This is a genomic window from Streptomyces griseorubiginosus (assembly GCF_001514195.1).
Taxonomy (GTDB): domain Bacteria; phylum Actinomycetota; class Actinomycetes; order Streptomycetales; family Streptomycetaceae; genus Streptomyces; species Streptomyces griseorubiginosus.
Map to the genome: position 1 here is coordinate 87207 of NZ_KQ948738.1, position 13516 is coordinate 100722.

Below are 13516 nucleotides of genomic sequence, written 5' to 3' on the forward strand. Positions count from 1 at the left end.
AGGCATGGGCGGGGGCGAACCCCGCCGGGGGTGCCGGACATGAGTCGAGGTGCGGACATCGTCGGGGGCTGCCTCTGTGTCCTTCCGCAAGCGGGTCGCCGCTTCGGCCCCGCGGTTCGGTCTGCTTCCTCGGGCATGAGACCGTCTCGTCGTGCCAGAGATGACGAGTGGGCTGGAGGCGGCCTTGGCCGAGGCGTCCTCTCCTTCGTGGACGCGACGCGTTCGTGCCGGCCGTGACCTCGCTTCCTTCGCCGATGTTCCTGAGGCCGCGGCAGTCCTGGTGGGGCTGCTGCTGGATGCCGAGGACACGGCGGTGACGCGACAGACGGCAGAGGCCCTGGCCCGCATCGGAACGGTGGCCGCCGTGAGACTCATCGCTCTCGCGGTTGTCGAGGCCGACGGCAACCAGGCCGAGTGGCTGGAGACCGGGGTGCACGACGCGCTCGCGGGACCGGACGGCGTGCCGGAGGTTGCAGCGGCCTGTAGGCATCTTGCCCAGGACCAGGACGAAGCTGTCCGGCAGGGAATCGCGGAGATCTCGGCGTGGACAGGCGACACAGAGCGTTGACCTGAATCGACCTGTCCTGGCTGGTTCATGCGGGCGTTGCTTATAAGAAACGGGACCGACCAGACCCAACCCGCAGACAGCATCCCCCATCCCGCCGACCACACGGCGAGGCCGTTCCCTCCACGCGGAACGCGCGCAGCCCCCGACCGGTCACCCGGATCCTGAACTCGCCCCCCCACGAGCCCTTCCCCGTCAGGTAAGTCGAATTCACGGCGAGTCGGGCACCGGAACCCCGTCGGTCGTCGTGCGCGTACTCGCGAGAGCGGCGACCGCGATCGCGGCCGCCCGGCGACCGGCCGTGGGAACCATATGCGTACGTTCGGCGTTGTTCCGTTACAGCGGGCACCCTTGACAGCGTGCGTACTGTTTCGCGACGTTTGATCCTTGCCGACCGTTCGATCGGCAATGGGGGAATGGGGGGCGGTCGCCCATGCGATCGACGAGCAGCGACACGGACATCACGATCCACAGACCCGACGAACTCGATGCCACGCTCCGGGGGGCCTGGCATCGGGCGATGGACGAGTCCCCCGACTACGCCAACCCCTTCCTGGCACCGGAGTTCGCGGCCGGGATCGGCAGACACCGCGCCGGCACCCGGGTGGCGGTCCTGCACCAGCGGGGCGAGGCCGTGGGCTTCCTGCCGTACGAGCGCGGCAGCTTCGGTGTGGGCCGGGCCGTCGGCCTCGGACTCTCCGACTGCCAGGGCCTGGTGCACCGCCCCGGGGTCAGCTGGGACACCCGCGCCCTGCTGAAGGCCTGCGGGCTCTCGGTGTTCGAGTTCGACCACCTCGTGGAGGAGCAGAAGCCGTTCGCCCCGTACGTCACGGGCACCTACGCCTCCCCGGTGATCGATCTGAAGGTGGGAAGCGACAGTTACCCGGAGTGGCTGCGCGGCGCCTACCCGGGGCTCGCCAAGACGACCCTCAAGAAGGAGCGCCGGCTCACCCGCGACCTGGGCGAGCTGCGGTTCGTGTTCGACGAGCGGGACCCGAGCGCGCTGCGCACGCTGATGCGGTGGAAGTCCGCGCAGTACCGCAGGACGGGCCGGATGGACCGGTTCGCGCGGCCGTGGATCGTGCGTCTCGTGGAGGACCTCTTCCAGGTCCGCGAGGAGCACTTCTCCGGGGTCCTGTCGGTGGTGTATGCCGGCGACCGGCCGGTGGCCGCGCATTTCGGGCCGATCTCGCGCACCGTCTTCGCCCCCTGGTTCACCGCGTACGACCCCGAGCTGCGCTACTACTCCCCCGGATTGATCATGCACCTGCGGATGGCCGAGGCGGCGGGGCGGCGGGGGGCGCGGCTGATGGACATGGGGCGCGGCGACAAGGAGTGGAAGGACTGGCTCAAGACCCGGGAGCTGCGCGTGGCGGAAGGATTCGCCACCCGTCCCCACCCGGTGGCGACGGCACACCGTATGTGGCGGCGGCCGGTGCGGGGCCTGCGCAACACGGTCAACGCGCACCCGGCCCTGCGCGAGCCCGCCGACCGCCTGCTGAAGACCGTCGGGACCCTGCGCACCTCCCGGCAGCACACGGACTCCGGTGGAGCGGGACCGCTGGCGAACTGAGCTCGCTCCTCAGGAGGCACGCGCCCCCGGGCGGGTCGAGCCCGCTCACCGCCTCCCCACAGCGGGCGCGCCGACCTCCCGCACGGCTCTTCTCTGCCCACCGACACAAGGGGTGCCGATGCCGTACGGCTCACTGCTGGCCACGACGATGACACGGCGACTGGGCCGCGAGTGCGTCTACACGCCCTCGGCCCGGCTGGCCCTGTACCTTGCGCTCCGGCGCTGGTGCCGGCCCGGCGCGCGGGTGCTGATGTCGCCGGTGAACGACGACGTGATCCTGTTCGTGGTCCTCGCGGCCGGACTGCGCCCCGTGCAGGCGCCCGTGTCCGTGTGGGACGGCAACATCGACCCGGCCGCCGTACCGGAGTCGACCTGGCGGAGCGTCGACGCGGTCCTGACCACCAACCTGTACGGCGTCCCCGACCGGGTTCTCGAACTGCGGCGCCGCTGCGAGCAGTTGGGCATCCCGCTGTTCGAGGACGCGGCGCACGCCATCGGCAGCCATGTGGACGGGCAGCCGGTGGGGACCTTCGGCAGGGCGGCCGCGTTCAGCCTCTCCAAGCACGTGGCCGGGATGGCCGGCGGCTTCCTCGCCGTCGAGGACGCCCGTACCCGCCGCGAGCTGGAGCTGCTGCGGGACGACCTCCTGACTCCCGGCCGGCTGCGCGAGGACCTGGCCACCACCCTGCGTCCGCTGGCGAGGTCCGCCGTCCGGTCGCTCCACCTGGTGCGGCCGGTGTGGCGGGCCATGGAGCGGCTGGGGCTGATGGAGCGGGAGGCGTTCCGGATGGACCTGCGGGCACCGCGACTGGCCGCCGCCGCCCGGGAGGCACCGGGCCTGACCGCCTACGACCGGTGGATCCGGGTCGATCTGCACGGCTACCGCTCCCGGCACGGCTCGCTGGTCCGCGGTCAGTTGCGGTTGCGGATGGCCCGCCTGGACGAGGACCTCGCCCGGCGCAGGGCCGGCGTCGCCCTGCTGTCGGGCACACCGTGGGCCTCGCCCGCGCTGCGCGACCGCACCGCGCACGACGGCCCCCTCCCCCTCTTCCGGGTGCCGCTCCTGGTCCACGACCGCGACGCGCTCGTCCAGCGCCTGGTGCGGCACGACGTGGTCTCCGGCTACCTCTACGACCCGCCGCTGGACGACTACGCGGGCGCGGAGTTCGTCGAGCCCTCCCCCGATCCGTCGGCCGCCCGCTGGTTCGCCGCGCACGCGCTCCCGGCCGATCCGCTGCTGGCCCGCAGGATCCTGGCCGCGTTCACGAAGGAGCGGGTGGTCGACGCGCACCCCGCGCTGCTGCGGCCGGTCCCGGACGCCACGCGGCCCCGGATCCTCGGTCAGTGAGCTCTGCCACCCCCACGATCGATCAAAACATCAGGGGGTTAGCATATGAGCGCTGCCTAGCTCGAAAGAGAATTCTGTGACTGTCAAGGACGACTCGTTCACCGACTGGAAGAACCGCGAAGAGATCGCGGAATCGATGATCCCGATGATCGGGAGGCTGCACCGGGAGCGGGACGTAACGGTTCTCCTGCACAGCCGTTCCCTCGTGAACAAGTCGGTGGTCAGCATCCTCAAGACCCACCGGTTCGCCCGGCAGATCGCCGGTGAGGAGCTCTCCGTCACCGACACGCTGCCCTTCGTCCAGGCCCTCACGACGCTGGACCTCGGCCCCTCGCAGATCGACATCGGCCGCCTGGCCGAGATCTACAAGACCGACGAACGGGGCCTGTCGGTCGCCGAGTTCACTGCCGAGGCCGTGGCGGGCGCGACGGGCGGCAACAAGATCGAGCGCCGCGAGCCGCGGGACGTCGTCCTCTACGGCTTCGGCCGCATCGGCCGCCTGGTCGCACGGCTGCTGATCGAGAAGGCCGGTTCCGGCAACGGCCTGCGGCTGCGCGCGATCGTGGTCCGTGGGGGTGGTGACCAGGACATCGTCAAGCGGGCCTCGCTGCTGCGCCGGGACTCCATCCACGGCCAGTTCCAGGGCACGATCACCGTCGACGAGGCCGAGGGCGCGATCATCGCCAACGGCAACACCATCAAGGTGATCTACGCGAACGACCCGTCCGAGGTGGACTACACGGCGTACGGCATCAAGGACGCCATCCTCATCGACAACACCGGCAAGTGGCGCGACCGCGAGGGCCTCTCGCAGCACCTGCGCCCCGGCATCGACAAGGTCGTACTGACCGCGCCGGGCAAGGGCGACGTCCCGAACATCGTGCACGGCGTCAACCACGACACCGTCAAGCCGGACGAGCAGATCCTGTCCTGCGCGTCCTGCACCACCAACGCGATCGTGCCGCCGCTGAAGGCGATGGCCGACGAGTACGGCGTGCTGCGCGGCCACGTGGAGACGGTCCACTCGTTCACCAACGACCAGAACCTGCTGGACAATTACCACAAGGCCGACCGCCGGGGCCGCTCCGCGCCGCTCAACATGGTCATCACGGAGACCGGCGCTGCCTCCGCCGTCGCCAAGGCGCTGCCCGACCTGAAGGCGCCGATCACCGGGAGCTCGATCCGGGTGCCGGTGCCGGACGTCTCCATCGCGATCCTGAGCCTGCGGCTGGGCCGCGAGACCACCCGCGAGGAGGTCCTGGACTACCTGCGTGACGTCTCGCTGACCTCTCCGCTCAAGCGCCAGATCGACTTCACGACGGCCCCGGACGCGGTCTCCATGGACTTCGTCGGCTCCCGCCACGCCTCGATCATCGACGCGGGCGCCACCAAGGTCGACGGCGACAACGCGATCCTCTACCTCTGGTACGACAACGAGTTCGGCTACTCCTGCCAGGTCATCCGGGTCGTCCAGCACGTCTCGGGGGTCGAGTACCCGACGTACCCGTCGGCGGTCTGATCCGGGCTCGTCCGGAACTCCGCGGATCAGTGCGCACCGAGGGTGCGAGGGGGGTCGGAACGTATCTCTCCAGCACCCGCGCACTGATCCGCTCCAGGATCAGTCCCGGCCCGCCGCCCTGGCCCACTCGCCGAGCACCGGGACGCACTTCTCGGCGAAGTACTCGTAGTCCTCGGCCGTGTTGTAGACATGCGCGGACAGGCGTAGGTAGCCGATGCCGTCGAAGCTGGTGAAGGCGGCCTCGACGTCGAGTTCTCCGGCCACCCGGTCGCGCAGGGCGTCGGCGTCGAGGCGGGTGAGGCCGAGGCCGTCGGGCAGCCGCACCAGACGCATGCCGGGCACGGGCATGCCGACGTCGACCGCGCAGTCGGCACCCGTGAGGTCGGCGAAGGCGGCCCCGATCACCTGGGCCCCGTAGTCGGCGAGCCGGTCCATGTAGCCGCGGGCGGTGGGCCACCCCCAGGTGTCGGCGACGAAGGCGAGAGCGGTCGGCGCGGCGAGGTAGGCGGTGGCGTCCAGGGTGCCCTGATGGTCGAAGCGGTCGGGGTACGGCTCGTGCGCGCCCCATGAGTCGATCAGGGGGTGGAGCGCCTCGCGCAGCGGTCCCCGGGCGACCAGCGCGGCCGTACCGCGGGGTGCGCAGCCCCATTTGTGCAGGTTGCCGGTCCAGAAGTCGTACGTGGCCCCCGCGAGCGGCGATGCGAGCAGACCGGGAGCGTGGGCGCCGTCCACGAGCACCGGGATGTCGCGCCGCCCGGCCTCCGCGCCGATCCGCTCCACCGGCAGCCTACGGGCGGTCGCCGAGGTGATCTGGTCGAGGACCACGAGGTCGGTGTCGGCGCTCAGCGAGGCCACGACGGCCTCGTACGCCGTGTCCTCGTCGGCGCCCAGCGGGACGTGGACGGTGCGCACCCGGCCTCCCCAGCGGCGGGCCAGCCGCTCGGCGCCCATGCTCACGGCCCCGTAGCCGTGGTCGGTGACGACGATCTCGCCGCCGCGGCGCCTGGTGAGTGCCTGGTGGACGACGCTCGCCCCGGCACTGGCGTTGGGCACCAGGGCCAGATCGCCCGGGTCGACGTCGAGGAAGGCCGCGAGTTCCACGCGGGCCGCCGCGATGCGCGGCGGCAGCGTCGGGAACCACACCACGGGTGAGCGTTCCATCTCGGCGCGCAGGGCCTGCTGGCGTTCCTGCGCGACCAGGGGCACCGCCCCGAACGACCCGTGGTTGAGGTGCCGTTGGGCGGGGTCGAGCGACCACGCCTCGGCGGCGGGTCTGCCGTCGGCCAGCAGCAGTGGGGCCGGCGCGCCGGCCGGCTCGGTGTCGCTCACGGAACTCTCCTCGTCGGCGGTGTCGGGACGGTCGCCCTCCAGAGGAAACACCAAGGGCCCCGGATCAGCGGATCCGGGGCCCTCGCAACGTGCGATGCCGTGGTCAGCCGAGGACGACGTCGGCGTTCGCGTGCGCGGCGACACCCTGGGCCGAGACGAACGCGCCGAGGTCGGCGCAGACGGCGAGCGGACCGGCCTCGACGTGCAGACCGGAGGTCGCGGCGGCGGCCACACCACCGGAGATGGTGTCGAGGTCCGCGTCGTTGATCTCGATGGTCTCGAAGCGGGGAGCGGAGTTCATGACGTGCGTTTCCTTTCGCGGAAGCAATGCCGGGGACGGCTCCCGGATCGAAGCATGACCAGGGCATGACTGCCAGTCGCAGCACGTCGGTCGTCGCGCCCGGCTTCACCAGCGTCGCAACCCGCTCACCGAACACGTCATTTCCTTCACAGACTTCGCCGTCGCACCGACGCGCAAAAGGCGTGTGACGGCACAACCGCGGCCATGGTTCGGGCCGGTTCCGACCTGGAGGTGCGCGGTGTGCAGGTTCACCGGATTTTCGATGACCGCCGGGGCGAAGTCCGTCGCCCCTCATGCGAAAAACGTTTCACGTACCGCGAGGGTAGACTTGCGTCGCCCGGTCGAACGGCCGCAACAGCGAGGGGGTGGACGCCATTTCGCTTCGCCCCGCCCGCATCCAGGACGTCGCCGCCGCAGCCGGAGTCTCCGTGTCCACGGTGTCGAACGTCCTCAACCGTCCGGAGCGGGTCAATGCCCGCACCGCCGAGCGGGTCCGTGACGCGGTCGCCGCGCTCGACTACGTCCCGCACCCGGGAGCCGCCGGTCTGCGCACCGGTCACTCCTCGTCGATCGGTCTCGTGCTGCCGGACGTGGCCAACTCGTTCTACTCACGCATCGCGCGCGGTGCCGCGGACGCGGCGTACGAGCACGGCTACTCCCTCGTGCTCTGCGACAGCGGCGACGACCCGGAGCGGGAGCAGGGCTACTTCACCATGCTGGTCGAACAGCGGGCGGTGGGCGCGGTGGTGGTCCCGCTCAGCGCCGACCCCACCCGATTGTCGCGGCTGCGCGAGCGCGGGATACCGCTGGTCCTGGCGGACCGCGCGATGCCCGCCCAGGAGGGCTGTTCGGTCTCCGTGGACGACATCGCCGGTGGCCGCATGGCCGTGCAGCACCTGCTGGACCGTGGGGCGCGCGACATCCTCGTCGTCAACGGCGACCGGACGATCCGCCAGTGCGCCGACCGCTACCAGGGCGCCCGCCAGGCCGTGCGCACCCGGCGCGAGGCCCGCCTCGGGCAGGTGGTCGCCGAGGAGATGACGGTGGCGTACGGCACCGCCATAGCCCGGGGTCTCGACGAACTGCCCGACGCCGTCTTCTGCACCAACGACTTCTTGGCGGCGGGACTGTGCCGCGCACTCGGCGAGCGCGGGGTGAAGGTCCCGGAGGACGTCCAGGTGGTCGGATACGGCGACCTGGACATCGCGAGCTTCGTGGGCACGACCCTCACCACGGTCCGTCAGCCAGTCGAGGAGCTCGGCAGGGCGGCCGTGGAGATGCTCCTCGACGAGGTGGAGGCCCGGACCGAACACGCCCACGAGGCAAGGGTGTTCGCGCCGGGCATGGTCCTGCGGGACTCCACCCGGTCAGCCTCCGACGGGCCTTTCTAGCGTCACCGGACCCAGCAGTCCGGACGGCAGTTGCGAGGGGAACGCCCAGGCGGTCGGGGTGGCCTCGGCGAGGTAGGGCGCCAGGGTGTTGTGGACGGTCACGTCGAGGCGCACGGTACGCCCGGCGCAGCCGCGCAGGGTGAAACGGTACGGCGCGCAGAAGGCCTCCCCGACGAGCTCCCCGTCGACGGACACCGCCGCGCTGCCGCGCACCCGGCCCAGGTCGAGCACCGGATCCGGCCCGGCCGGCAGCTCAAGGGTCCGCGTGTACGTCACGCCTCCGCTCCAGCCTCCCAGCCCGAACTCCCCCCACTCCCCCAGCGGCAGGGGTGCCGGAACCGTGCGCACCCGCACCGGCTCGCGCCAGGCCGAACCACCGCGCAGGACGGCCGTGGGGGCGGTGACCACCTCCAACTCCGTTGCCTCGGACAGGGGTTGGTTGAGCATCAACTCGCAGGCGTGCAGATCGATTTCAGATCCGCGGCCGACCCTCACCCGGGCCGGAAGCTCCACCGGCAGCTCCAGGGACACGGTTCCCGCCGGCGCGGTGAACCGGAAGCGCTGTTCGGCCTCCCGGACGTCGTCGGTGGACCGCAGCGGCAGTACGGCGGAGCCGAGCACCGGCGCTCCGGCCAGCCACTCGGCCTCGGGCAGGGGGTGCGGTCGTACGGCAGCGGCACAGTGCTGCAACTCCCCCCAGCGGCCCTCGTGTTCGACGGTGAGCCCGCTCCACTCCCCCGTCCGCGCTTCCCAGCCGGGGCCGCTGACCAGGGCGGTGGTGCCCGCCACCAGGTCGACGAACACCGCGTCCCGGGCGTCCACGCTGTCGGTCACGAGTTCCAGCTCGTGACCGCCCGCGCTCAGGGCCAGTTCGTGCCGGAAGAACATCGGCACCGCGCCCCAGTCGGACTCGTAGTACTCGACCTTCTCCTGCCGCGCCACGACCGCTCCGTCGAGCAGGACGGTGACGCCCACCGCGGCGCCCACGACGAGGACCGCCGTCGCCCCCGGGTCCGGGGTGCCGATCCGGCCGCTGTAGGTCACGCGGCCGTCCGGGCGGACGCCGTCGGGGACTCGCATGAACAGCGGGCGTGGTACGAACCCGTCCGGACGGGACAGACAGAAGAAGCTGCCCAAGGGGGTGCCGGCGGCGCCCGAGATGGTCTGCGGGCGGTCCTGGGCGTCGGACAGCTCGTACTCGAGCACGTTGCGTGCCCGCTCGACCTCCACCCGGGCGGAGGCCAGGTAGCCGCCGCTGGTGTCGACCCTGCTGCCGTTCCACCACACGCGTTTGGTCGCGGCCGCGCCGATGTGCAGGTCGGCGGGCCCGCGGTGGTCGGTCTGCACGACGGTCCTGACCCGGGCGACGAGACCCGGCCCGGGCACGGGAACGCGGACGAACTCCTCGGGGACGAGCCCCTTGTTGCCCAGCAGCCCGTTCGGGTCCGGGATGCCGCGGCTCGACGAGTACAGCGAGACCTCCCACCCGGCCGGAGCCAACTCCCGCTCTCCGGAGAGGACTTGCTCGACTGCGGCCACGTCGAGGGGAGCCGGTGCCTGAGCGGCCGGCACGGGCGCAAGGACACGGACCCGATTGCCGTAGGTCACGCGCGCCCGCTCCCAGGGGCCGTCGCCCTCGCTCCACCGCATGGTCCAGATCTGCGGCTCGGCGACGGACGAACCGGCGGGCAGCGCCAGGTCGCCCCAGGTGTTGTCCATCGTGGGGACGAGGCTGCCCTCCCAGCCGGTCGCCAGGTCGAGGGTCTGCGACGCCTGCGGCTCCGGCCTGGCGGGCGGAGGTGTGTCGTCCGTCGGCGGGCCTTCGCGCCATACGACGAGGGCAGCCGGGGCGCCTTCCAGGGGCACCTCGACGGTGGAGACGCCGTCGGTGACCGTGACCCGTGCGGGCCGCCGGTCACCGGTCGCCGGGTTCCAGACCTCGGCCTCGGCGACCGGTCCCCGCACGGTGACGGTGGAGCTGCGGGCGTAGCGGGCGGGGTCGATCTCGTGACGGCCCCTCGGCGGATGCGTACGGGCGTCGGGAAACGCCCCCGTGACCAGCGCGACCGCCATGTCGCCGTTCCTGCGGACGAGCAGCGGCACCTCCCCCGTGGCGTAGCCTGAGGCATCGGCGACCGCGGCCGCGGCGGCCTCGGCGTCGGGCACCCGCTCCAGGCGCGGGTGGTCCACCAGCGCTGCCACGACGGCGTCGTCACCGGACGTCCCCGCGGCGTGGGCCGGTGGTCGGCCGACGACCACGACCCGGCCTCCGGCGTCGAGGAGTTCGGTCAGCCGGCGGGCCGTCTCGTGCTCCAGGACACTCGTCGAGGGCAACAGGACGGCGGTGTACGCCAGGTCCCGGACGCGCAGGGCGCCGTCGCCGGCCTTGGCGCCCTGGACCGAGGCGTCGTCGATGACGTCGAAGGAGACGCGACGGCGGTCGAGGGCGCCCACGGCGGGTTCGAGCCAGTTGTTGGTGCCGCAGAGCTCCAGGTAGTGGCGCTGGGTCTCGTCGGCGTGGGGCTCGCCGAGGCGGCCGTCGCCGAAGTGCTGGACGGGGGCGTCGAGCGGGATGAGGGCCTGCATGGTGGCGGTGGGGTGCAGGACCGCCACGTCGGCGCTGTAGGTGCCCCAGGACAGGATCGAGCAGATCCGGGCGACGGCCCGGGAGAAGGCGGGGTACTGCTGCCAGTAGGGCTGGCGCCAGTCGGTGGAGGGGGGCGCCCACTCGAACCAGCCGCCCGCGGTGCCGAAGTAACTGGCGTGCGGGTTGTACAGGTTGGCGCCGCTGCGCAGGAAGGGCAGCAGCCAGTCGTAGGTCTCCTCCAGGGTGCCGCCCCAGCCGGAGGAGTGGAAGGACTCGATCCAGACGCGCTCGTGGCCGTAGAGGTGGGCCATGGAGGAGTGCACCTTGGCGTCGCCGTGGTGGTCGCTGCCGGCGGCGCTGTACCAGCGGTGGGTGCGGAAGTAGTCCGTGTAGAGCTGGGTCGACTGGGCCGGGTAGCCGGAGCGGGCCGGGTGGCTCTGGTCGCAGCCCAGGAGCAGGCCGCGCTCCTCGTGCCAGGCGGCGAGGGGGCGGAAGAGGGCCTCCTCGGTGAGTTCGGCACGGACGGCGTAGTAGTCGGCGCGGATTTTGCGGTCCCTCGGGCTGTCGCCCCTGAAGAGGGCCGGGAGGTAATCGAGGAGGTCGTAGCCGCGCCTGGTGCGGAACTCCTCGGGGAACCGTGCGGTCCAGGAGTTGGTGGCGGGCAGTTCGTCCTGGAAGCTGCCGGCGATGACGTTGCCCAGGTACTCGGGGACGCGGCGGTCGTACTCGTGATGAATGGCGTCGAACAGGCGACCGACCGACTGGGGGTTCAGGTAGTCGAAGGCGGTGGGGACGGCGAGGACCAGGCGGACCTCGGTGCCGTCGGGGGCCTCGATCCGCGCAAGCCCGGTGGGACGGCCGGAGTCCGTTGCGCCGACCGGCAGGCGTGCACCCGAACTGTCGTACGCCCCGAGCAGTGCCTCGGCGCCCCGCAGCGCGACCGTGCCGCCCGACACGACGGCCGTGCGCGAGCGCAGGGCCCGGCCCGCCGCCTCGGGGTGCCGTCGGGTGATGCCGCCCTGGACGTTGGCGCCGGAGAAGCCGATCTGGTCGTAGAACCACAGGCGGGTGCCCAGGTCACCGGCGATCTCGCAGGCGTCGGTGAAGCGGGCCCACCACTCCTCGCCGAACCACACCGGATCGTCGGTGCGGGCGCCGAAGGTCGGGCCGGCCGGGGCCAGGTTGATCACCACGAGGTTGTGGACGCCGCCGTCCGCGAACCGGCGCAGCTGCCAGGCGAGGCGCTCGCGGGTCACCTTGGCGCCGGACCACCACCACAGCGGGGTGGGTCCGAAGTCCCGGGGCGGGTTATCGAACAGCTGTCGCAGAGCTGGAGAGATCACGGATAGGTCCTTCCGACTGGCCCGGACACTCTCACGGATCAAAAACGTTTTACATCAGCCTCACCGTAAGACAGGCCCGAGGAGCCCACCAGGGCCGCGGGGCCGTCAGGTCGTTTCCACGGATGGCCGCATGACGTCTTGTTGGAACGTTTTTACGCTCCTATAGTCGCTGGAATCGGCCGAGAACAGCGACGTCCCCCTCCGCTCGGACCCACTCTCCCCAGACGGAGCCGCATCATGGCCCGAACCTCCCCTGCCCCGAACCAGCCGGAACCCCCCATCGAGAAGCGCCTGTGGAAGGTCGCGACGCTCTCCGGCATGGCGTCCTACCTCGACGCCGCACTCATCGTCAGCATCGGCGTCAACCTGGCCATCTACCGCGACGCCTACGACATGGGCGTCTGGATGGCCGGGGCGATCAGCGCGATCGTCACCATCTGCATCGCGGTCGGATCCCTGGTCGGCGGCCGTCTCGCCGACGTCTTCGGTCGCCGCCGCCTCTACAACCTCGACATCCTCTGCTACGCCGTCGGGGCGATCATCATCACGCTGGCGCCCGACGACATCACCCTTCTGGTGGGTGTCCTGCTCGCCGGTCTCGCGGCGGGCGCCGACCTGCCGACCTCCCTGGCGGTCGTCTCGGACGCGGCCCCCGACCACGCCCGGGGCAGACTCATCGCGTTCACGCAGGTCATGTGGATGCTGGGCATCATCGTCGTGGTCTTCGCCGGCTTCGCCCTGTCGGACACCGGCATGCTCGGCGCCCGCCTCATCACCGCCCATCTGGCCGTCGCCGCACTGCTCACCTGGCATCTGCGCTCCCGGCTGGAGCTGGCCACCGGGCCGGACCCGGAGCAGGACCGGGTCACGACGGAGAAGCCGGCCGAGCAGCAGGGTGTGGCCCTGAAGAACGTCTGGACCCGCGCCGCGCTGGTGCCCATGCTCGCCACCTTCGCCTTCTACGTCACATGGGGCCTCGGCGCCAACACCATGGGCCAGTTCACGACGTATCTGCTGGTCACCGTCAGCGGGGCCTCGCAGAGCGTGGCGACCGGCATCAATCTCGCGTGTCTGCCGATCGGTCTGCTGCTGACGCTCGCCTTCGTGCGGATCGCCGACGGCCCGCGGCGCGACAAGATGTTCTACGTCGCCACGGTCGTGCAGATCGCCGCCTTCGCGATCGGCACCCTCACCCTCGGCGCCATCGTGGGCTTCCTCGTCTTCTACGTCCTCTACCAGCTGTCCTATCCCTTCGCGGGCGAGGCCAACTACAAGGTGTGGTCGCAGCTGACGCTGCCCGCGGACACCCGGGGCACCACGCAGGGCATCACCTACGCCGTCTCCCGCGGGGTCTTCGCGGGCGTCGCGTTCGTCACGCCCGCACTCCTGGACAGGAGCCCCAGCCTGTTGCTGTGGGTGATCACCGGGTGCATGGCGCTGTCGGCGATCGCGGGCGTCTACATCGTGCGCGTCCTCGTGCCCCGCGCGGCCCCGGACGTCACCGCGCCGGCCGACGTCAGGGTCGCGCAGACCTGAACCGACCACCGAAGGAGCGCCGAC

9 protein-coding genes are annotated in these 13516 nt (G+C 71.5%); 6 read left to right on the top strand and 3 right to left on the bottom strand.

Going from position 1 to position 13516, the window contains the following annotated elements; genetic code table 11:
- The first annotated feature begins 160 nt into the window (after positions 1–160).
- From AQJ54_RS23195 to AQJ54_RS23210, 4 genes are all read left to right on the top strand, one after another.
- A complete protein-coding gene (locus AQJ54_RS23195) occupies positions 161–568 on the top strand; it encodes a HEAT repeat domain-containing protein (protein ID WP_107121126.1) in 408 nt (135 codons plus the stop codon).
- Positions 569–998: 430 nt separating this feature from the next.
- Positions 999–2138: a GNAT family N-acetyltransferase gene (locus AQJ54_RS23200; protein ID WP_062240632.1), complete on the top strand. Its 1140-nt coding sequence runs from the start codon at positions 999–1001 to the stop codon at positions 2136–2138.
- Between the two features lie 118 nt (positions 2139–2256).
- Entirely contained in the window at positions 2257–3486 is a 1230-nt protein-coding gene (locus AQJ54_RS23205) for a DegT/DnrJ/EryC1/StrS family aminotransferase (RefSeq protein WP_062241285.1), read from the top strand.
- Between the two features lie 76 nt (positions 3487–3562).
- Entirely contained in the window at positions 3563–5005 is a 1443-nt protein-coding gene (locus tag AQJ54_RS23210) for a glyceraldehyde-3-phosphate dehydrogenase (RefSeq protein ID WP_062026542.1), read from the top strand.
- A 99-nt stretch (positions 5006–5104) separates the two neighbouring features.
- Here the strand turns inward: AQJ54_RS23210 and AQJ54_RS23215 are convergent, their stop codons facing one another.
- Both AQJ54_RS23215 and AQJ54_RS23220 read right to left on the bottom strand, forming a co-directional pair.
- Positions 5105–6334: an aminotransferase class V-fold PLP-dependent enzyme gene (locus AQJ54_RS23215; RefSeq protein WP_062241293.1), complete on the bottom strand. Its 1230-nt coding sequence runs from the start codon at positions 6332–6334 to the stop codon at positions 5105–5107.
- Between the two features lie 103 nt (positions 6335–6437).
- Complete coding sequence (locus AQJ54_RS23220; RefSeq protein WP_062026541.1) at positions 6438–6635, bottom strand: hypothetical protein; 198 nt, start codon at positions 6633–6635, stop codon at positions 6438–6440.
- A 365-nt stretch (positions 6636–7000) separates the two neighbouring features.
- Here AQJ54_RS23220 and AQJ54_RS23225 point away from each other — a divergent pair, with 365 nt between their 5' ends.
- Positions 7001–8026 carry a LacI family DNA-binding transcriptional regulator gene (locus tag AQJ54_RS23225; RefSeq protein ID WP_062240633.1) on the top strand — a complete coding sequence of 342 codons (1026 nt, stop codon included), beginning with the start codon at positions 7001–7003 and terminating at the stop codon, positions 8024–8026.
- Here the strand turns inward: AQJ54_RS23225 and AQJ54_RS23230 are convergent.
- Positions 8003–11956, bottom strand: a complete 3954-nt coding sequence (locus AQJ54_RS23230) for a glycosyl hydrolase (RefSeq protein ID WP_062240634.1) — start codon at positions 11954–11956, stop codon at positions 8003–8005. The genes AQJ54_RS23225 and AQJ54_RS23230 overlap by 24 nt on opposite strands.
- Before the next feature lie 237 nt (positions 11957–12193).
- Between AQJ54_RS23230 and AQJ54_RS23235 the strand changes: the two genes are divergently transcribed.
- Positions 12194–13492 carry an MFS transporter gene (locus AQJ54_RS23235; RefSeq protein WP_062240636.1) on the top strand — a complete coding sequence of 433 codons (1299 nt, stop codon included), beginning with the start codon at positions 12194–12196 and terminating at the stop codon, positions 13490–13492.
- The last annotated feature ends 24 nt before the right edge of the window (positions 13493–13516 follow it).

Coding starts and splice junctions, on each gene's coding strand:
- AQJ54_RS23205 (WP_062241285.1), top strand. CDS start 2,257: ATGCCGTACGGCTCACTGCTGGCCACGACGATGACACGGCGACTGGGC.
- AQJ54_RS23220 (WP_062026541.1), bottom strand. CDS start 6,635: ATGAACTCCGCTCCCCGCTTCGAGACCATCGAGATCAACGACGCGGAC.
- AQJ54_RS23195 (WP_107121126.1), top strand. CDS start 161: ATGACGAGTGGGCTGGAGGCGGCCTTGGCCGAGGCGTCCTCTCCTTCG.
- AQJ54_RS23235 (WP_062240636.1), top strand. CDS start 12,194: ATGGCCCGAACCTCCCCTGCCCCGAACCAGCCGGAACCCCCCATCGAG.
- AQJ54_RS23200 (WP_062240632.1), top strand. CDS start 999: ATGCGATCGACGAGCAGCGACACGGACATCACGATCCACAGACCCGAC.